Consider the following 19,840-nt stretch of genomic DNA (forward strand, 5'->3'; position numbering starts at 1 on the left):
GAGAAAGCCGGCCCATGGGCCGGCTATTCTTTTTTCCGGATGATGCGTTTTACGCTGCCTGCAGGAGGAATTCCGGCAACGCGCGATCGAGGAAATCGCCCCAGCCGCCCATGAAGATGCTGCGCACGAACGACGGATGGTCCTGCGGAAAGCTTTCCAGCCCCGTATGCGTCAGTTTCAGCCGCGTTCCGCCGTTTTCGGGGAACAGCTCCCAGGTCACTTCCGAATTGCCCGGAAAGCCATCGTAGCGCCAGGTGTAGGCGATCTTTCGCTGCGGTACCACTTCGGTGACCACACAAAGGTGCCGGAACAGGGTTTCATCGCAGAAGCAATCGAAGGAAAACTCCGTGCCTTTTTCCACCTTGAAGCCCTTGGTGTCGAAATACCAGACCCGCATCTTGTCCGGGTCTGTGATCGCTTCCCAGACTTTTTGCGGTGTTGCCGGATATGTGCGCTCCACGATCAGTGGCTCCGTTTTAATGAGAGATTCCGTTTTCATATGCTTATGTTTTTAGATTTTAGAAAGGTGCTGTTTATCAACCCGGCTCGCCCGCCAGGAAATCGCCCAGGGCGTCCAGTTTTTCGTTCCAGAAAACCTCGTATTGGGAAGTCCAGTCGCGCACTTCGCGCAACGGCCGCAGGTCTGCGTGGCAATACCGTTCCCTGCCCTGCTGCTTTATGACGATGAGCCCGCATTCGGTGAGGATGCGGATGTGTTTGGACACCGCCGGCCGGCTGATGGGGAAATGTTCCGCCACTGCGTTCAAATGCCGCGGAGCGCCCGCCAGCAACTGGATGATCTCCCTGCGCGTAGGGTCGGATATCGCCTGAAATACGTCTCTTCTCATCATTTTAAGCTCTTTATGTAACCAATCGGTTACAAATATAGGTAACCATTCGGTTACGCAAAAATTTATTTTCGACCATGGCAAAAAAAAACAGCGCATACATGTGAGTGTATGCGCTGTTCCGGACGTCAGCAAACAACGAAATATCGTTAACTGCCGGTAGTCCTGCCGGTCATTTCTATGGCTGTACCAATTTCCTTCGTTTCCTGCGTTTCATTGTCTGCACCTTCTTCAAACCAGTGCGTAGCACCTTCATTGTCTTCTTTCCTCACAAGGTAGAGACTTTTCCACGGCAGCGAAACGAGGAAGAGATTTTCTTCTTCCAGCGAGACCGGGATGTCGTGGCTCCTGTAGCGGATGTGAAATGTGTTCATAAAATTCATCCTGCAATCCTTGTGCCTAGATGCGGTATGCCACACCGAGCGTGAAATAAATATTGTACATCGGGAAATCCATCCCCCTGAAATCCGACGGAAAAACCGGTCTCAATCCCCAATTCAGGTTTCCCATCACCCGTAATTTTTTTCCGATGCGGCGTTCCGCCCCGCCTTGTACGCCAATGTCAAAACGGCGCATATCTGTCCCGAAGTCGAATTCTGCGGTATTAACTGCCACTTTTTCGCCCAGCGGTCCGCCATTCCGGATATAACCGTCGCTAACGTTGCCGTGGAAATTGGCGCTGAACAGCCAGGCCATGTAAGTGCCCAGGTTAAACCGCCATTTATCGTTAGGGGTAAAGGTAGCGCTGACGGGGAACGACACGTACGCATTGCGCACCGTGGTCTTGTTTTTACCCGTGAACGCGCCTTCGAACTCGCTTTTGCCGGTACCGTCGTCCATCGTGATCATCGTATGGAAATACATGACTTCATCTTTGACCGTCATGCCTTTATAATCGAGCTTCACGCCCACCGCTGCGCCCCATTTGCGGGTAGCGGAAGGGCGCCACGAAAGCTCGTAGCCCAGCGATGGACTGAATTCCGGGCGGTAGGATTCCACTTTGCGGATGGTATTGGGAAAACCCACCGGCGCCGTGCCTCCGATGTTGAAACCCGCCTGTATGCGGTGTTCCAGGTGAATCTGCGCCTGCGCGCGCGTGCCGAAGGCTAGTATTGAAAGGAGAAATATATTGCGAATGTTCATGTTGCTGATTTACTGGATGATGGCAAGACTGTCGATCACAAGCCGGCTTCCGATGGCGCCGCGGTACTGGTCCCCGTCTTTGCTCGACGAAGCCACGATGGCCATCATCATATCCCTTTCCGTTTTGCGGCCGGGGATATAACTGAATGGAATATCGAAATGCGTCCAGTTGCCGCGGCCGGAGCCGTCGGGCAGTTGGGCTACGGCCACGATGCGGTCTGACGTGTGAATGTTGGTGGCATCCAGCCGGGTGCGGCCCGTGTAGAGCACGGCATAGATCGCGCAGGAATCCGTAACGCCGGGCACTGCGTTGCCCGCCTTATCCTGGTAAGTGGCGCCGGGCGTGTATTTGTAATATCCGGTGAAGCGTGTAGCCTTTCCCGTGAATGGCTGTCCGAATTGCGTGGCTTTCAGCGGCTCGAGGAAGGCGTTGTTGATGTCGAAATTCCCCAGGAACAGGGACCCCGCAAACAACTTGATGCCCACCATTCCGGAAAGCACGGTGCCTTTCAGCGTAACGAGCTCCGCAGCCTGCGTACCGTCTTTCGCATCGCTGGTAGCCCGCAGCGGGTAACCGTCGGGCTGCTTGGGAACGCCGCTCAGGGCCACGCCCGGATTGCCGGAAGACCAAACCTGTTTGTCGTCCGCCTCTACCGGGTACTGGTATTTGTCTTTATCATGAACGAGCCATTTCTCGAACGACCAGTTCCATTCTCCGATGGAAACCACTTCCACCGTGTACCGCTTTTGGTTTTGGCCGCTGGCGGAGGTTACCGTGTACACGACTTCCTTGTCGAAATGAATGGAATCGCCGCTGGCGGGGGAAACACGGGCGCCGGCCGAAAGGGTGATTTTGGGCGCAATGCCGCTTTCGAAGGCTTCGGGCTCCAGGTACAGGAGGATTTTGCGGCTCGACTGGTCGATGAACACGTCGCCCGTCAGCAGGGAATCCGGAAGGGTGAAGGTTTCGATGTCTGCCTCCGGGTTGGGCGGCTCGGCCTTGATGCACGCCTGCAGGAACGCGAAGGCGGAGACGGCCGCGAGGCTTCTCAGGAGCGATGTTGATGTGATGTGGGTCATAATAAATTAACAGTGATTCGGGAAAGGATGTTTAAAACGGAAAACCCGCCAGGTAAGTGACGGGCCGGATCCGGTGTATGCCAGAAGCATGGATTCCGTTGCGGACAAACAACGGTCAGTATACGATTTCCACGACCCGGCCTACCTGTCCGTCTTCCAGCCGCACCTTGATACCTCTGGAGTGGTACGCAGCGGAAGTGAGCAGGTCTTGAACGATACCATAGGTCACTTTTCCGCTGCGCTGGTCTTTCTTCAGGACAATGCCGACCTCGAGGCCGGGTGTGATATTTTTTCTGTATTGCGCGTCTTCCCTCATGCTGGTTTGGAGATTTTCGCGCGAAGGTACGAAAATCAGCCCCAGTTGCCGCTATAACCGAACAGGTAACTGAACATGTGGGGATCGACAGACCTTTCGCGGCGCGCCGCTTTGCGGGACAGCAGGAAGCGGACGTTGCCCGGTGCTTCCAGGGAACCGGGGTTGGTTTTCCCCCATTCCACGTGCAGCACGAAATGCGCGTTATCTTCCACCACGCAGGTCGCGGGTTGAATGTACGCGGGGCAGCCCTCCACCAGGCCCAGCGGCAAATGCGCTTCCTTCGGCCCCCGTTCACTGCCTTGCACGCAACGGGGAACGAAACCTTCTGCACAACTGCCGCTGATCCGGAATTCGAGTGGACCATGTTGCGATACGAGTTGCCGGATTAATTGCATAGCCGGTTTGGCGGCTACGATCCTGGAGTCAGTCATAATGGGCATGTTTTTCAAAAAATCCGTGCTGATGTCCTTCATAGGGTATGCTGTATGTTTTCGAACATCATGCTGCTAAATTGATTGAAAAAAAATATAATCCGGGAAACGTTCGTACTGATTAATAGCACGATCGTACCTGACTTCATGCCACATTCGGGATTTATTCCTTATTTTGAAGAAGTTATGTATCGCTATGGCCCGCAAACACCTGTTAGAGCATATTGAGTTAATGCCCACCAGAATGTTGAAAACGCTGGTAGAGAACCGGCGTGTTTTCAACCTGAACAACTGTGAGCTGAACGTATTCGAATGTTTCGAGACCGCTTATGCGGTGCCCATGCAGTTCAACGAATTCATCATCACCAGTATGGTCCGCGGCAAGAAGGTCATGCATCTTCCCAACCAGCCCAGCTTCGATTATCTCCCCGGCGAGACCGTCATTTACCCCGCGAACGAAAAAATGGCGATCGATTTCCCCGAAGCATCGTTCGACAATCCCACACAATGCATCGCACTGGCCATCGATGCGCAGTACGTCCGCGGTACGATCGATTATCTCAACAGTTACTACCAGTCGCCCGACGAGCGGCGTTCCTGGCGGTTGCAGTTCAATCAGTACCATTTCGAGAATGACGATGAGATCAGCGCGCTCATCAACAAACTGATCCGCATATGCTGCAGTGCAGACAACAGTAAGAACATCTATGCCGATCTCAACCTGAAAGAGCTGCTGATCCGCCTCATGCAAAGCCAGCACCTTACGCAGGTGATGACGGAATCTGCCGTGAGCAACAACCAGAGCCGCCAGCACTTCGTCCTCAATTACATCCGCGAGCACCTCACCGAACGCATTTCGGTAGACACCCTCAGCAAAAAAGCCTACCTGAGCCGCAACCTTTTCTTCCGCTGGTTCCGCGAACAGTTCGGCATCACGCCGCTGGAATACGTCAACCGCGAGCGCATCGCACTCGCCAAGCGGCTCCTCTCCCAGCCCGACACGAGCGTGAGCGAAGTAAGCGAGCGCTGTGGTTTTGCGGATGTCAACTACTTTATCCGCATGTTCAAAAAAGTAGAAGGTATCACGCCCAAAACCTACCAGACCATCAGTTCCGACCACTTCCTACTCATGGCCGGGAAACAGCTGTAGCCGCGTGGCATATCGTTTGCCCGGCTATGGGAAACATCCTGATATGAAAACACTGGGTATCATTCTCATCATTGCGGGTATTGCCATGGTCCTCATCCGCGGTTTCAACGTTCAGACCGATAAAAAGATCATCGACGCAGGCCCCATCGAAGTATCGAAAAAAGAGAACCGCTGGATCGGCTGGCCTACTTACCTGGGCGGCATCGTAGCCATTGCGGGGATCGTACTGGTCGTAAGCGGGAAGCGGAAAGGCGCATAAAAAACCAGGCCCCTGTGAACAGGGGCCGGCGGATTGCTTCCATATTAATCATTACACATTCTGCATGTTGAAATGGGCCGGGGTCCGGCGCTTCCCGGGCGCGGCACCGTATTTTCCCCGGCCGTTGTCTTTTATTTTTCCTGCAAATAGGCTTTTAACCATTTGCCCGCCTGTATGCGGTCGTCTTCCCCCGCCGCGCCGAAGATCAGCGTGAGGCCCCAGGCGCGCCCGCAGAGCTGGAACAGGGGATTTTTTTCATCGGCCCGCCATACCGCATACCGGCCGGTACGGAACAGCAGGCGGCAGTCCCAGGTAAAATAGTACGGCTGATCGGCCGGCGGCGTGACGGTCACCTCGTATTTTTTGTAGTGGGAGACGGCATGGTCTTTCACCAGTTTGCGGTCGTAGGTATCGCCTGGCACCACGTGGCGCTTGCCCGTGCCGGCTTTGGGCGGCTGGTAGAGGTGTTCCTGGAACAGATCGAACCAGAGGCGCTGCACCTGGTGGATGTGATGCAGGAAACCCGCTTTGGGCACACCTTCGAACTGGACGAGCCAGCGGTGGAGGGTGGCGGGCTTGAGGTACACGCGCACGCCCTGCCAGTCTTTATAACTGACGCCGGTATTTACGTACCGGGAGAACCCCAGCTTCCAGAGGCGCTGCGGATCGATGGGGATGGGCGACAGCTCGGATAACAGCTGCGGCATGGCGGCGAAGTGTTCGCCGCGGATCTGCATGACCTTGCCGTTACGGTAGAACAGGCCACCCAATGCTATTTCTTCCAGCTCTATCATGGCATTATCTTTTACGCAGCCGCATTTCTTTCCGGTCGATCACTACCTGCGCCACCACGCCCCAAACCTGGAAGGCGTCGGTGTCGCGGACCACGATGGGGTCGTACATGGCGTTTTCGGGATAGAGCATCCAGCCGGTGGAGGATTTGACGAGGGTCTTGACGGTGAATTCGCCGTTGAGGATGGCCACTACAATGTCGTTAGGCATAGGTTTGAGGGCGCGGTCCACCACCAGGTAGCTCCTGTCGGGCACGTGCGCGTCGGTCATGGAATGGCCGTCTACCCGCACGATGAAAACGGACGGTTTGTTCATGCCCAGCAGGTTGACGAGGTCGATCTCCTCTTCCATGTAGTCTTGCGCGGGCGAAGGGAATCCTGCTTTCAGCGGGGTCCAGATATAGGGCACGCTTATCTCTCCGGTGGCTCGGACGGCGTAAAAGGAAAGGCCGTTCCGCTGGTTAACTGCATACATGTCTTGCTAATATTTTTAGCAATATTAACTAAAGAAATTAGCAGAAATGATGGGTATCTACCCAACAACTAAAGATATGTTAAAGAACAGCCGTTTATCACACAAAAGTGCTATCTTCAATATTCGCCATCATACAGAAAACCCGTTAAACCATCAGAACTGAAAAACCGAACGTCATGCAATCACGCATTCTTTACATCGCGCCAAGCGGTCCGCTTTGTTTCATCGACTACCTTACCGTTGCCGAAGGAAGAGCTGTGCTGGAGAAGCTGAGGAATACAATGGATTTTTCGCGGTTTACGCGAATGATGTATGAATTCAGACTGGTGAGGATGATGAAAGACGGGATCGTCGGTATCGACCGGCTGTTATTGCCGCGGTTCGACCGCAGGCTGATCGAGATTTTCCTGGACAGTTGCTGTCCTGCTCCCACATTATAACCATATCCCCGCCAACGGGAATCCCAGATGACCGCCACGAAGCCCGGCTTGAAAAAGCGGTGGTAATGAGGTATTTGGCTGCGCGGGTGGAACCTTTTTTGCCGAATCCAATGGCTGTTACCGGCATTAGGTATTCCGGAAGCCCGAAATCGCCGTTGGCCGCAGGGAATATTCAACACGCCGGAACGGCCGATGGCTGTCCGGTACGGGTATTAACTATTCCGACCGGAGGCTTTTCACCGGGTTGGCCGTTGCGGCGCGGAAGCTCTGGAACCCCACGGTCAGGAAAGCCACGGCCAGCACGATGAGCAACGGCAGCACGAACGGCATCCAGCCCACGCCCGTCCGGAAAGCATACCCTTCCAGCCAGCGCGCGGAAAACCACCATGCCAGCGGCGCCCCCATCCCGAAGGCCCACAGGACCAACGTCGCGTATTCCCGGTACAGCAACCCAAGGATTTGCGGAACGGAGGCGCCCAGCACCTTCCGCACCCCGATCTCCTTGGTACGCTGCATCACCGTGAAAGACGCTAGCCCGAAAAGCCCCAGGCACGCCACGAAAATGGCCAATCCCGTAAACACGCCGAACACCTGCCCGAAACGCTGATCGGCCTTGTATTGATTGTCGAAATACTGGTCGAGGAAGAAATAATCGAACGGATTGCCGGGGAAAAGGGCCGCGTATTGCTGCTGCACTTTCGTAATGGCCTGCTGCGCGTTATCCGCCGTGATCCGCATCGAGATCGCCCCCTTCACGCCCGGCTCGTACCGGAAAATGAGCGGTTCGATGGACTCGCGGAGCGATTCCTGGTGGAAATCGTCCACCACGCCCACGATCGTATAGAATTGCTCCCAGAAATTGATCTGCTTGCCGATCGCATCCTCCGGTTTGGCGAATCCCAGTTTGCGAAGGCCCGTCCGGTTGCACATCACCGATTGCCCCTCCCCGCCGAACTGGTCGGAAAAGCCGCGCCCGGCGAGCAATTTCAAGCCGAAAGCCTGCACGAAAAACCCGTCGGTCGTCACCACGCGGTATTCTTTCCCCATCTTGAAATCCTCTCCCCGCAAGCGGATCCCTGCTGCGTTGAAATCGACCGGCTGGCCGGGAATGTAGGAAGAAGCGGTGAGCTCGCGGATGAGGCTTTCGTTGCGCAGATTGTTCCGCAGCGTCGCCAGTTTCTGCCCGTAGATGGCGTCATCCACTGCCATGGGCGCTTTCACGACGAGGGTCTGCTCCATCTGGAAGCCCAGCTCCTGCGACCGCATGAACCGGATCTGTTTAAAAACGATGAGCGTGCCCACCAGCAGGAACAGCGAGGCGGCAAACTGGAACACTACCAGCGCCTTGCGCAAACCCGCGCCCTGCCGCGAGGAGATCATTTTCCCCTTCAGTACCGCCACCGGTTTGAAGCGGGACAGTACGAACGCCGGATACATCCCCGACAGCAGCGATCCCGCCAGGTAAAGCCCTGTCAGCGCCGTCCAGAAGACACGGCTGCCGAACAGCGACATGGTGAGCGATTGCCCGGAAATATCATTGAAAAGCGGCATCACCGCGCTCATGAGCAACACGGCCAGGCCCACGGCCAGCGCGTTGAGCAGCGCGGATTCCAGCAGGAACTGCCAGACCAGCTGACTGCGCTGCGAGCCCACGGCCTTGCGCACGCCTACTTCCACGGCACGGTTGAGCGCGCGGGCGGTAGCGAGGTTGATATAATTGATCCAGGCGATGACGATGATGAACAGCGCGATGCCCAGCAATAAATACACCGTGTTCCCGTCTCCGTTAGGCTCCGCTTCCATCCTTCCGTGGGAATACAGGTGGATGTCTGACAGCGCCTGCAGCGAATAGGCCACGTGCACGGGCGTGCCGTCTTTCATTTTGGCCAGGCGCTGCACCATTCCGGGGAACCGGGCTTCCATCGCCGCCGGGTCGGAGCCGGGGCGCAGCAGCACGTAGGTCAGGCAGCCGTCCCAGGTCCAGGTGGTTTCCAGCCCGGGGCTTTCGGCGTCTTTGAAGAATGTGGAATAGGACGTAAGGGTTTGGGGGTGGATGTGGCTGTTTTCAGGAAGATCGGCATACACGCCCACCACGCGGAACACCTTTCCCTGGTTGCGCAGGACGTTTTTGCCCACGGGGTCCTCCTCCCCGAACAATTTTTTTGCCACGGTTTCGGAAAGCAGCAGGGTGTTGGGCTCCGAAAGCACAGTGGCGGCGTCCCCTTTCAACAGCGGTACGGAAAAAACCTTCAAAAACGAAGGCGTGGCCCAGAAAGCCTGTTCGATCCGCAATCCTTCCCCGCTTTTCCCCGCCACGTTCATCAGCAGCGGCTGCGCCTTGATCAGCTTTACCACATCCTCCACTTCCGTGAATTCATTTTTCAGGTGCGTACCGATCCCGAACGTGCCGGCGGCCCAGTTGGTGGAGAGGTTGTTCCCCTCGTCCATCCGTTGCTGCTGCACGCGGTAGATGCGGTCTTTCTTCTCATGGAAACTATCGTAGCTCAGCTCGTTGGAAACGTATTGCAGGATCAGCAGTGATGCGGCGATGCCGATTGCAAGGCCGAGGATGTTGATGATGGAGAACATCCGGTTGCGGCTGAGGTTGCGCCAGGCTATTTTGATATAATTCATCCACATACGGGAAAGGATTTGCGGGAAGGCTGCAAACAGGTTGCCATAAATCGGTATGCAGCACTGGCGCGGGTTTCGGAGAACGGCTACCGGTAAGAATGTCCGCTTTCGGACAGGGCCCGTCCGGCCGCGGGCGTTTCCGGACAGGCAGGCGGCTTGCAGAAACGGGCGCGTTTGAATATTTTTATACCCGAATGAAAAATACGAACAAACCGATACTTGTCATAAAATTCGGTACCGCTTCCATTACGCACGGCAACGGGGAACTGAACGAGTCCGTCATCTCCGAGATCGCCAAACAGGTGGCGGCGGTGCACGACCGCTACAACGTGGTGCTCGTTTCTTCCGGCGCCGTGGCGGCGGGAAAGCGTTTCCTGAAAGATTATTCCGGCTCCATCAGCGAGCGCAAAGCGGCCGCAGCCATTGGCAACCCCTTGCTGCTCAACCGGTATACGCATTATTTTTCCCAATACGGCATCCCCGTGGCGCAAAGCCTCTGCGAGCGCAGCCACTTTTCGAACCGCAACCAGTTCCTCCAATTGCATAAAACGTACGAAGAGCTCTGGGCCAGCGGCATCATCCCCATCGCCAATGAAAACGACGTGGTGAGCGACCTGGAGCTGAAGTTTTCCGACAACGACGAGCTGGCGACCCTCATCGCCGTGGGTTTCGGCGCCTCCATGCTGCTGTTCTCCACCAGCGTGGGCGGTGTGCTCGACCGCCAGGGGAAGATCGTTCCCCTCATCCCCGAAATCGACGAAGCCGCCTTTTCGCTGGCAGATACCAGCAAATCGAGCCTGGGCCTGGGCGGCATGGTGTCTAAGCTCACGTTCGCACGGCTGGCCACCCGGATGGGCATCCAGGTGGTGATCTTCGGGATCGGCACGCCGGAAGGGGTTTCCCTGGCCACGGAAGGCAAAACGGGGACGCTCTGCCCGCCGCAGCCCTGCAGCATGCCCGCCCGCCGCAAATGGCTGGCCAGCGGCAGCCTGGTGACCGGCAGGATACAGGTAGACGCCGGCGCACAGAAAGCCCTGGAAAAACGGCACTCCCTTCTCGCCGTGGGCGTCAGAGAAGTACTGGAGAAGTTCGAATGCGGCGAAGTGATCGAAATTGCGGGAGAATCCGGCGAAGTGTTTGCCGTGGCCCGCGCCAAAGTGAGCTCCGACGACCTGGCCGGCGACAGCCGCGCCAAAAACCTCGAAGTGGCCCATGCCGACGAAATCGTCATCCTTTAAACCGAACGTTATGACCACCATCATACCCCTGCTCGAAAAAGCACAAAACGCCTCCAGGTCCGTCAAATCCTCGGGAGACGCGGCCAAACAGGCCATCCTCCGCCGCATCGGCGCGCTGCTGCTGTCCAATGCCGCCGTCATCATGGACGACAACAAAAAGGACCTCGACCAGATGCCCGACGGCGATCCGCGGAAAGACCGGCTGCTGCTCAACGAAGCGCGCATCCGCGACCTCGCCGCCAGCCTGGATGATATCGCCCTGCTCCCCGACCCTTCCGGCCAGCTGTTGTCCGAAAAAAAGCTGGATAACGGGCTGCTCGTGCGCAAGGTGACGGCGCCCCTGGGCGTGGTGGGCGTCATTTACGAATCGCGGCCCAACGTGACGGTAGACGTGGCCGCCCTTTGCATCCGCTCCGGCAACGCCGCCGTGCTCCGCGGCGGAACGGACGCGTTCCATACCAATACCGTTCTCGTTTCCCTCATCCGCCAGGCGCTGGAAGAAAACAGCGTGGACCCCGATGCCGTGGTGCTCCTGCCTACCGACCGTGCCCTGGTGAACGAACTGCTTACCGCTACCCAGTTCGTGGATATCATCATCCCCCGCGGCTCCCAATCCCTCATCGATTTCGTGCGGCAGCATTCCCGCGTGCCCGTGATCGAAACGGGCGCCGGCGTTTGCCATACTTACGTGGAAGCTTCGGCCGACCTCGAAAAAGCCGCCAATATCGTCACCAATGCGAAAGTGAGCCGTCCGTCGGTATGCAACGCGCTGGACACGGTGATCGTCGACCGTTCCATCGCCGGCAGTTTCCTCCCCATCCTCGCGCCCCGGCTGGCGGCGTACCAGGTGGAGATTTTCGCGGACGAATCGGCCTTTCCCATCCTGCAGCAAGCGGGCTATCCTCACCTGCAACACGCCGCGGAGGCGGATTTCGGGCGGGAATTCCTCGATTTCAAATGCTCCGTCAAGATCGTGGGCAACGCCGGGGAAGCTCTGGCGCATATCCGCCGGTACTCCAGCCGCCATTCCGAAGCCATCGTCACCCAGAATACCGCGCTGGGCGAGCGTTTCCAGCAGGAAGTAGATGCAGCGGCGGTGTACGTCAACGCTTCCACCCGGTTTACCGACGGCGGCGTTTTCGGATTGGGTGCGGAAATCGGCATCTCTACACAGAAACTCCACGCCCGCGGCCCCTTTGCACTGGAAAAACTGGTGACGGAAAAATGGATCGTGACCGGCGACGGGCAAACCCGCTGATCCTTCCCGCCACGAACAAAAGGCATGGATAGGTTGTTCTCCATCAGAACAACCCAGAATCCCCATGCTGAAAGATCAAATGCACCAGCTGGCCCAAAGCCAGGAAGGCCCCTGCGTCACGATCGCGCTGGCGACCCACCGCACCCATCCGGACAACCTGCAGGACGCCATCCTGCTCAAAAACCTTGTCAATGAAGCGGAAGACCGGCTCCTGAAGGATTATGACCGCCGCAGCGTAGATGCCCTCCTGAAAAATCTCCATTCCCTCGAAAACCGGATCGATAACCGCCTCAACGATTTCGGGCTGTATGTTTTCGCATCCGCCGGCACCGCCGAATACGTGCGCACCATGTGGCCGCCGGCGGAAAATAAAGTGTACGTCGACAAGGAATTCGCCCTGCGGGATATTATCAAGGCCTACAACCGTTCCGAAGATTATTACATCCTACACCTCAGCCAATCCGGCGTGCAGTTGTACGAGTCGCTGAACGACCGTATTTACGACGAAGTTTCGGGCAACGGGTTCCCTTACCGCGACAATCCGCATTACATTACTGACCGCCAGGCTAGAAGCGATCCCAAAAAGGTCGATAATCAGATAAAGGAATTTTTGAATAAAGTCGATAAATCGATGGTCGCCGTTCATGCCGTGCATCCGCTGGAAATCATCGTGGCGGCTACACGCGAGAATTTCGACTACCTGCTGGAAGTGGCCGACCAGCCCAGGATCTACTCCGGTCATTTCACGATAGACGCGGGCCGGGCGGATATTCATTATTTGTCGGACAAAGCCTGGCCGGTGGTGAAAGACCTGCAGAAAGCGCGGCGTGCTGCGGCGATCGACGAGCTGATGGCCGGTGTTTCGAGCGGGAAGGTGTTGACGGACATGCAGGAAATCTACCTCGCAGCCCGGGAAGGCCGCGGGGAGCTGCTCCTCGTGAAAAGCAATTTCAGCCAGCCGATCGATATTACCCCGCAGGGGTTCGATTACGCGAAAGACGCCAGGGTGCCCGGTATCCACGACGATATCGTGAACGACATCGCCTGGGAGGTGGTCGATAAGAAAGGCCGTGTGTTCTTTACCGATCAACCGGCGCTCCGCCAGTTGGGCGATATCGCATTGCTCACCCGCTATTAATTCAAATCCGTCGGAATTGCGCTGAATTCGTTTTCTTTGCAAAGCATGTCGCTTTATTTCACATCGCTCAATTCGGGCAGCAACGGGAACTGTTATTACATCGGGAACGACCGCGAGGCCGTGCTGGTGGATGCGGGCATTTCGTGCCGGGAAACCGAGCGACGGATGGCGCGTTTGGGCCTCGATATGGGAAAGGTAAAGGCGATCGTCGTGTCTCACGAGCATGTGGACCACATCCGCGGGATACCCGTGCTAAGCAAAAAATACGATCTCCCCGTGTTCATCACCGAAGCCACGCTCCGGCATAGCGGCATGCAGCTGGAAGGGCGGGCTTTCCGTGCGGGAGAGGCCATCCGGATCGGCGACCTGCACATCCAGCCGTTCGTCAAATACCACGACGCGGCCGACCCGCACAGTTTCCTCATCAGCTGCGGCCAGGCGCGGGTGGGCGTTTTCACGGACATCGGGCGGCCCTGCGGTGAGCTGGCGCGCCATTTTTCCATGTGCCACGCCGCGTTCCTCGAAACCAATTACGACACCGAAATGCTCGACAAGGGGCGCTACCCGGTTTTCCTGAAAAACCGGATCAGAGGGGGGCACGGCCACCTGTCGAACAACGAAGCCCTGGAAGTTTTCCTGCGCCATCGCACCAAACACCTGAGCCACGTACTGCTGTCTCACCTCTCGCAAGACAATAACGATCCCGACCTGGTACATTCCCTCTTCAGCCGGCACGCCAACGGTACGGAGATCGTTGTGGCCGGGCGGTACGCCGAAACGCCGGTGTTCTACATTAACCCGACGGAAGCGCCGCTGCCACCGGTCCATCTTTCCATCCCCCAGCAACCGGCCATCCTCCCCCAGCCTGCCAACGGCAAAAAGAAGGCAAACGAAAACCGGCCTGTCCAAACATCTTTGTTCTGAACAGACCGGGATCACGTTGCATGGTAACCAGCTAACCCATTAGAAATATCTTGGACTGACTTCCCGGATGCCTCTTTTCGGCATGAAAAGACTGATGGAGATCTCGTGCGAGCCGGATTGGTAGTTCCGCAGCCCGCTGGTGGTAAAATCGTATGCGTACCCGACCCGCAGCCATTTTGCGGCCATGAACTCCACCATGGCGGATGCTGCGTCGCGGTTCGTAAGGTCCATGTTTTTGCCCGACGCTTCCCAGATGCGGATGCCGGTGCGGTACGATCCGCCGATCCATACCAGTTCGTGGATATTCAGGAAGCAGGAAAGGTCTACGTTGCTGGGGCCCTTGAAATCGTCTTTCCAGAGGAAGGAAGGCTTCAGCTTGAAGTTTTCCGCCAGGCTGATGACGGTTCCTGCGCCCAGGTACAGGTGCGGATTGCGCTCCAGCGTGCGGAAATATTCGTCGTTCCAGTTGAAACCCTTCACCCCCGTGGTTTGCAGCAGGTTGCGGATGGAGGCCGTGGCGTACCATTTGGGCGTATAGTAATACACCCCGAAATTGGCGTCCGGCTCGATGTGCGAGGCGTTCGTCACGGGGATGCTGTTATCGTGCTCGTCTACGTAGGTCAGCAGCGTACCGTCGAGCCGGTACTGCGTGAACCCGCCGCCGATGCCGAAGCAGAGGCGCCTTGCGCCGGAAGCGTCGAGCGGGATGCGGTAGGTGTAACCTGCACCAACGCTGAGGGTCTTTTGCGGACCGAGCTCTTCATGCAGGAAATTGGCGCTGAGGGCCATGCGGTCTTCCGCCGCCGGCGTGAGCCAGTCGATAGACGCGCCCGCCGTTTTAGGCGATCCGGGAATGCCTTCCCATTGCCGCCGGTAAATGGCGTTGAAACTGGTGCCCCCGCGATACCCGGCGTAAGCCGTGTTTACGTTCAGCATATTAAAGACATACTGGCTGAACTGCACGTCTTGCTGCGCCCGGGCGCTTTCACATAGGAGCATGGCTAAAAGTAACAAACAAACAGGGTAGTGTTTTGCCATAAAGAGCGGTTTAAGCCGGCCCCAGGCCGACATACTACACTATAACAAGCGGATTCGCAGATGGTTGCAAAAATTTTCAGGAAGTCTGGACGACAACATTAAAATGTTCGTCAAGCGCCAGGCGGCCTTCTTTTTCGCCTTCCGGCGTGGCGAGGCCTTTGATTTTCCCCGTTTTTCCCTTGGTGAGGAGGTCTTCCAGCTGTTTGTCCGTCAGTTTTTTGCCGAACAGTTCGAAGGGGATTTTGAACCCGCAGGCGGCGAAGTTGGCGCAACCGTACGCGGTATTCCCTTTTTTGACGGGGTGGGCCTTGCATTTCGGGCAGGTGGCGGCGGTGGGATCGGCGGGTTTCTTCGGCGCTTTGGGCTTCGTTTCTTTTTCCTTTTTCTCGGGCTCGGGCGGCCGTTCCGGCGCGATGGTGATGGATTTGCCGGTGTTGTTCTTCACGTCGCGGATGAGGGCGATCACCATGTCGGTCAGCTCCTGCCGGAAGGTGTCCATGGCATATTCCCCTTTTTCCATGAGGCGCAGCTTGCGTTCCCAGGTGCCGGTGAGCTCGGGGCTTTTGAGCAGTTCGTTCTCGATGGTGTCGATGAGGTCGATGCCGGTTTGCGTGGCGAAGATGTTCTTTTTCCTCTTCTCGATGTATTTACGGCGAAAGAGGGTTTCGATGATATTGGCGCGGGTAGAAGGGCGGCCGATGCCGTTGTCTTTCAACGCTTCGCGCATTTCCTCGTCTTCCACCTGCTTGCCGGCCGTTTCCATGGCGCGGAGCAGCGTGGCTTCCGTGTAGGGCTTGGGCGGTGTGGTTTTGCCTTTGTGGATGCGGGGCTCGTGCGGACCGCTTTCCCCTACTTCGAAAACGGGCAGAATCTTTTCGCCTTCTTCGGCGGGCTCGTCGCCTTCCTTGGGCGTGGGCGCGTCGTTGGCGTATACTTCCTTCCAGCCGGGCTCCAGGATCTGTTTACCGGTGGCTTTGAATTCGACCTGGCCTACTTTGCCGAGCACGGTGGTGTTGGATATTTTACATTCCGGGTAGAACGCGGCGATGAACCGGCGGGCTACGAGGTCGTAGATGCGTTTTTCGTCGAGATGCAGGTTTTCGGGGTACATGCCGGTGGGGATGATGGCGTGGTGGTCCGTCACCTTTTTATCATCGAACACGGATTTGAGTTTCGGGATGGGCTTTTCCAGCAGCGGTGCAACGAGCGCTGCGTAGGGCGTCAGGTCTTTCAGGATGCCGGCGATCTTGGGGTGTAGGTCTTCAGAAAGGTACGTGGTGTCTACACGCGGATAGGTGACCAGTTTCTTTTCGTAGAGGCTCTGGATGTACCGCAGGGTATCGTCTGCCGAGTAGCCGTATTTCTTATTGGCTTCCACCTGGAGGGCGGTGAGGTCGAACAGGCGGGGATTGCCTTCCTTTCCTTCTTTTTTCTCGAAGGAAGTGATCTCGAAGGGATGTTCCTTGAGATAGGCGAGCCCTTTTTCGGCGCGCTCCACGACCACGATGCGGTCGATGGCGGCCGTGAATTCGACTTTTTTATAGATGGTTTTCAGTTCCCAGTATTCGGCCGAAACGAAAGCGTTGATTTCCTTCTGGCGGGCCACGATCATGGCGAGCGTGGGCGTCTGGACGCGGCCGATGGAGAGCACGGCCTTTCCCTGCGCGAACTTCTTGGTGAAGAGGCGGGTGGCGTTCATGCCGAGGAGCCAGTCGCCGATAGCACGGGCACTGCCGGCGGCGTAGAGGTTATCGTATTGGGAGGCGTCTTTGAGGGACTGGAACCCGTTGCGGATGGCTTCTTCGGTAAGCGAGGATATCCACAGGCGTTTCACGGGCGCGGCGCACCGGGCTTTGAGGAGCACCCATCGCTGGATGAGCTCGCCTTCCTGGCCGGCGTCACCGCAGTTGATGACCTCTTCGCATTGCTGGACGAGGGTTTCGATGACGCGGAACTGTTTTTCCACCCCGTTGTTTTCGATCAGTTTGATACCGAACTGGGCGGGGATGATGGGCAGGTCGGACAGCGACCAGTATTTCCAGTGGGGGGAATAGTCGTGCGGTTCCTTGAGGGTACAGAAGTGCCCGAAGGTCCAGGTGACCTGAAACCCGTTCCCTTCATAATATCCATCTTTCCGGGTTTTGGCGCCCAACACTTCGGCAATGTCGCGCGCAACGCTCGGTTTTTCCGCTATACAGACTTTCATATCAGCCGCGAATTTCGGGGAAAAGGGGGAATATTTCAAGAGTACCGCTGTTCATGGCTTGCCATTTTGTACCGCCAGTGGTTTATATATCCATTTGAAAAATGGCAAGCCAATTTTCCGGTGGGAATAATTTTTGTTTGGATGCAACACGTACATTCGCCGGACATTCAAACTGCAAAAACGATCATGGAAATCGGTCTTTCCTGCAAGCGGGCTTACCTGAAACATCTGCCGCGAGAATCGAGTTTTCCGGCTGTGGATATGGCTGGGCGGCAGCGATCGGATTGGATGTTCGCAGAAAGAAACGATCGGCGGCAAGGCCATCGTTGCCCGCGAACTCGAAACGGAGCGGCCTATTCATTGTTGTTCGCCGGAGCAAACCAATTGCAGCGGCGCCCGGGCCAGCCCCAAAAGCAGGAGGGTTAATTCATGTATCCTTGCGCGTGAAATTTCGTGCGGGGTTGATTACATTTGATGCAGTTTTACATACCATCAACTACTGATAAAATCCTGATGATATGCCCACCACACCCAACAGCAAAAAGAAGTTGACCGCAGACCAGCGGGACGCGCTGCTCAAAACACTGAAGGCCCGCTTCGAGAAAAACATGCGGCGCCACAAGGGGATCGACTGGAATACGGTCCAGGAAAGGATCGAATCGCACCCGGCGAAGTTATGGTCGCTGAACGAGATGGAAGAAACCGGCGGCGAGCCGGATGTGATCGGTTTCGATAAAAAAACCGGCGAAATCACTTTCTGCGACTGTGCTGCCGAAAGCCCCAAAGGCCGGCGGAGTACCTGTTACGATTACGAAGCCCTCCAATCCAGGAAAGAGCACAAGCCCAAAACGAGCGCTATCGACATGGCGAACGAAATCGGCATCACCATACTCACCGAAGCGCAATACCGCGAATTGCAGGAACTTGGGGAGTTCGACCTGAAAACCTCGAGCTGGGTCAAAACCCCGGACGATATCCGTGAGCTGGGCGGCGCCATCTTCTGCGACCGCCGGTACAACAAGGTGTTCATGTACCATAATGGCGCAGAGTCGTATTATGCGGCGCGCGGATTTCGGGGGATGTTGATTATTTAACTGCCGTATTTCACCCGGCTCCGGAAAGGTTTTTGATACATACCTGTGTATCAAAAATCAAAATCATGGATATCGGACAATCAATTAAAGCGCGTGAAACAGCCGTGAAAGAAAGTGATGTTGAAACTGCGGTAGCATTTTACCATCCGCAGGTGGTGATGTTCGACGTCGTGAAGGATTTCCAGTACCAGGGAACCGACGCGCTGCGGTTAAGGCTCCGGGAATGGCTGGGGAACCTGGCCCGGGTGATCGATTTCGAGATACAGCTGATCCACCTTGAACAGGAAAGCGCCCTGGCCTGGTGTGCGACAAAGAACCATGTTGTAGCGGAAACGTTACAGGGCGATAAGCTGGATATGTGGTGGCGGGAAACGGTGTGTTATGTAAAGGATACCGGAAAATGGCTGATCCGGCACGTGCATAGCTCCGTACCTTTCGATCCGGCAACAGGAAAGGCTTCCATAGATCTGAAGCCGTAGTACATTACATATATGTGGATTATCCTGGGAATTTTCGCCTGGTGTAAACTGATGTGATTACCGCAGCAACCGCATCCGGTATGCGTTGATCGCCGTTTCGCCCAGTTTCGTCACCAACCGGTAATTCACGACAACGCCCACCGCCGCACCGATCACCGGCATCAGCTGCGCCATCTTGGCGATGTCGAGATAATCGCGGTATTCTTGCTGAAAAGTCCTCCAGTCGAAGGATTCCTCCTTTTCCGGCAGCGTTTCCGACCGGTGGGCCCAGTCTTCCATCTGTGCAAACACCTTCCGCCGATGTTCCTGGCTGCTGAAAGCCAACTGAAAAATCAACAGGATGTACAACCGCTCGCGGTAATCCTTCACATCGAAACCGTATATGGTAGCGATATCGAACAGCAATTTCAGTTTCATGGACAACAGGATCGGGAAATCCGCCAATCCCAGCAGGATCCCCCCGGCGCCGGTGACCCCGCCTTCCGCCGCGGCCGTATGTTTGTAAAAGTCGGTCCGCTTTCTCACGGCGGCTTCCATTTCCGCAAAAGACGCATATTCCTGCTTACCCGGCACCGTATACTTCGACCCGAACAGCACTCCGCGCACCATCTCCCGGATCGTGGCCGTGATGGCGCGATGCACCTTTTCGGGGATGATCCGGTTCACCCGCGCCTGCAAGGTGCGCGACAGCCGCTGCACCATGCCGGGCGCCTTCCGCATGCGGAGCTTCCAGGTTTCCATTTCGGCACGCGCCTGTAATTCGTACAGCATGTTGGATCTTTAGTAAATGATGACGGGTTTTCTGAATGCACGACCGCTTCGGCAGCCGCCAAAATTATTGCCAGAGCAAATCTGTGGGTGTCGTCGCGGCCATGGGCTGCATGCGACGGCTTCTTAA

22 protein-coding genes are annotated in these 19,840 nt (G+C 56.4%); 9 read left to right on the plus strand and 13 right to left on the minus strand.

The genetic code is table 11. The features are described from left to right. Positions 1-49 precede the first annotated feature (49 nt). From ACQKLP_RS15615 to ACQKLP_RS15645, 7 genes are all read right to left on the minus strand, one after another. Entirely contained in the window at positions 50-499 is a 450-nt protein-coding gene (locus tag ACQKLP_RS15615) for an SRPBCC family protein (RefSeq protein ID WP_427323688.1), read from the minus strand. 37 nt (positions 500-536) lie between these two features. After that, positions 537-851, minus strand: coding sequence for an ArsR/SmtB family transcription factor (locus tag ACQKLP_RS15620; RefSeq protein WP_427323689.1), 315 nt, complete (start codon positions 849-851; stop codon positions 537-539). 146 nt (positions 852-997) lie between these two features. Continuing rightward, positions 998-1,222, minus strand: a complete 225-nt coding sequence (locus ACQKLP_RS15625) for a hypothetical protein (protein WP_341839927.1) — start codon at positions 1,220-1,222, stop codon at positions 998-1,000. 25 nt (positions 1,223-1,247) lie between these two features. Continuing rightward, positions 1,248-1,991: an outer membrane beta-barrel protein gene (locus ACQKLP_RS15630; RefSeq protein WP_427323690.1), complete on the minus strand. Its 744-nt coding sequence runs from the start codon at positions 1,989-1,991 to the stop codon at positions 1,248-1,250. A gap of 9 nt (positions 1,992-2,000) precedes the next feature. Beyond that, complete coding sequence (locus tag ACQKLP_RS15635; protein ID WP_427323691.1) at positions 2,001-3,071, minus strand: PCMD domain-containing protein; 1,071 nt, start codon at positions 3,069-3,071, stop codon at positions 2,001-2,003. 115 nt (positions 3,072-3,186) lie between these two features. Then, positions 3,187-3,387 (minus strand): YwbE family protein, encoded by a 201-nt coding sequence (locus ACQKLP_RS15640; protein ID WP_126243897.1) that lies wholly within the window; start codon positions 3,385-3,387, stop codon positions 3,187-3,189. Between the two features lie 35 nt (positions 3,388-3,422). After that, positions 3,423-3,818, minus strand: a complete 396-nt coding sequence (locus tag ACQKLP_RS15645) for a DUF779 domain-containing protein (protein WP_427323692.1) — start codon at positions 3,816-3,818, stop codon at positions 3,423-3,425. A 232-nt stretch (positions 3,819-4,050) separates the two neighbouring features. Here ACQKLP_RS15645 and ACQKLP_RS15650 point away from each other — a divergent pair, with 232 nt between their 5' ends. Together ACQKLP_RS15650 and ACQKLP_RS15655 are read left to right on the plus strand one after the other, a co-directional pair. Further along, positions 4,051-4,968 carry an AraC family transcriptional regulator gene (locus ACQKLP_RS15650; RefSeq protein ID WP_427323693.1) on the plus strand — a complete coding sequence of 306 codons (918 nt, stop codon included), beginning with the start codon at positions 4,051-4,053 and terminating at the stop codon, positions 4,966-4,968. Between the two features lie 43 nt (positions 4,969-5,011). Further along, positions 5,012-5,227 carry a hypothetical protein gene (locus tag ACQKLP_RS15655; protein ID WP_427323694.1) on the plus strand — a complete coding sequence of 72 codons (216 nt, stop codon included), beginning with the start codon at positions 5,012-5,014 and terminating at the stop codon, positions 5,225-5,227. 131 nt (positions 5,228-5,358) lie between these two features. Here the strand turns inward: ACQKLP_RS15655 and ACQKLP_RS15660 are convergent, their stop codons facing one another. After that, positions 5,359-6,021 (minus strand): hypothetical protein, encoded by a 663-nt coding sequence (locus ACQKLP_RS15660; protein WP_427323695.1) that lies wholly within the window; start codon positions 6,019-6,021, stop codon positions 5,359-5,361. A gap of 4 nt (positions 6,022-6,025) precedes the next feature. After that, complete coding sequence (locus tag ACQKLP_RS15665) at positions 6,026-6,493, minus strand: LexA family protein (protein WP_427323697.1); 468 nt, start codon at positions 6,491-6,493, stop codon at positions 6,026-6,028. A 176-nt stretch (positions 6,494-6,669) separates the two neighbouring features. On the opposite strand from ACQKLP_RS15665, the gene ACQKLP_RS15670 reads away from it, so the two are divergent. Continuing rightward, complete coding sequence (locus ACQKLP_RS15670; RefSeq protein ID WP_427323698.1) at positions 6,670-6,933, plus strand: hypothetical protein; 264 nt, start codon at positions 6,670-6,672, stop codon at positions 6,931-6,933. Between the two features lie 216 nt (positions 6,934-7,149). Here the strand turns inward: ACQKLP_RS15670 and ACQKLP_RS15675 are convergent, their stop codons facing one another. Then, positions 7,150-9,573 (minus strand): ABC transporter permease, encoded by a 2,424-nt coding sequence (locus tag ACQKLP_RS15675; RefSeq protein ID WP_427323699.1) that lies wholly within the window; start codon positions 9,571-9,573, stop codon positions 7,150-7,152. A 188-nt stretch (positions 9,574-9,761) separates the two neighbouring features. Here ACQKLP_RS15675 and proB point away from each other — a divergent pair, with 188 nt between their 5' ends. The 4 genes from proB (at position 9,762) to ACQKLP_RS15695 (ending at position 14,125) form a co-directional block, all read left to right on the plus strand. Then, complete coding sequence (gene proB / locus ACQKLP_RS15680; RefSeq protein ID WP_427323700.1) at positions 9,762-10,805, plus strand: glutamate 5-kinase; 1,044 nt, start codon at positions 9,762-9,764, stop codon at positions 10,803-10,805. 10 nt (positions 10,806-10,815) lie between these two features. Next, a complete protein-coding gene (locus ACQKLP_RS15685) occupies positions 10,816-12,063 on the plus strand; it encodes a glutamate-5-semialdehyde dehydrogenase (protein ID WP_427323701.1) in 1,248 nt (415 codons plus the stop codon). Between the two features lie 64 nt (positions 12,064-12,127). Beyond that, positions 12,128-13,201 (plus strand): hypothetical protein, encoded by a 1,074-nt coding sequence (locus ACQKLP_RS15690; protein ID WP_427323702.1) that lies wholly within the window; start codon positions 12,128-12,130, stop codon positions 13,199-13,201. Positions 13,202-13,246: 45 nt separating this feature from the next. Further along, complete coding sequence (locus tag ACQKLP_RS15695; RefSeq protein ID WP_427323703.1) at positions 13,247-14,125, plus strand: MBL fold metallo-hydrolase; 879 nt, start codon at positions 13,247-13,249, stop codon at positions 14,123-14,125. Between the two features lie 39 nt (positions 14,126-14,164). Here ACQKLP_RS15695 and ACQKLP_RS15700 read toward each other — a convergent pair whose 3' ends face one another. Together ACQKLP_RS15700 and ACQKLP_RS15705 are read right to left on the minus strand one after the other, a co-directional pair. Further along, on the minus strand, positions 14,165-15,163 hold the full coding sequence (locus ACQKLP_RS15700; protein WP_427323704.1) for a PorP/SprF family type IX secretion system membrane protein: 999 nt from the start codon (positions 15,161-15,163) through the stop codon (positions 14,165-14,167). A gap of 76 nt (positions 15,164-15,239) precedes the next feature. Beyond that, positions 15,240-17,369, minus strand: a complete 2,130-nt coding sequence (locus ACQKLP_RS15705; RefSeq protein ID WP_427323705.1) for a DNA topoisomerase 3 — start codon at positions 17,367-17,369, stop codon at positions 15,240-15,242. Between the two features lie 518 nt (positions 17,370-17,887). On the opposite strand from ACQKLP_RS15705, the gene ACQKLP_RS15710 reads away from it, so the two are divergent. After that, positions 17,888-18,463: a DUF4256 domain-containing protein gene (locus ACQKLP_RS15710; RefSeq protein ID WP_427323707.1), complete on the plus strand. Its 576-nt coding sequence runs from the start codon at positions 17,888-17,890 to the stop codon at positions 18,461-18,463. A gap of 65 nt (positions 18,464-18,528) precedes the next feature. After that, the gene (locus ACQKLP_RS15715; RefSeq protein ID WP_427323709.1) at positions 18,529-18,942 is read left to right on the plus strand and encodes a YybH family protein; all 414 of its coding nucleotides are present in this window, start codon (positions 18,529-18,531) and stop codon (positions 18,940-18,942) included. A 57-nt stretch (positions 18,943-18,999) separates the two neighbouring features. On the opposite strand, the gene ACQKLP_RS15720 is transcribed toward ACQKLP_RS15715, so the two are convergent. Beyond that, positions 19,000-19,713, minus strand: coding sequence for an EcsC family protein (locus tag ACQKLP_RS15720; protein ID WP_427323711.1), 714 nt, complete (start codon positions 19,711-19,713; stop codon positions 19,000-19,002). Positions 19,714-19,840: the final 127 nt, after the last annotated feature.

It is taken from the genome of Chitinophaga sp. NPDC101104 (assembly GCF_050277495.1).
In the GTDB taxonomy this organism is placed as follows: domain Bacteria; phylum Bacteroidota; class Bacteroidia; order Chitinophagales; family Chitinophagaceae; genus Chitinophaga.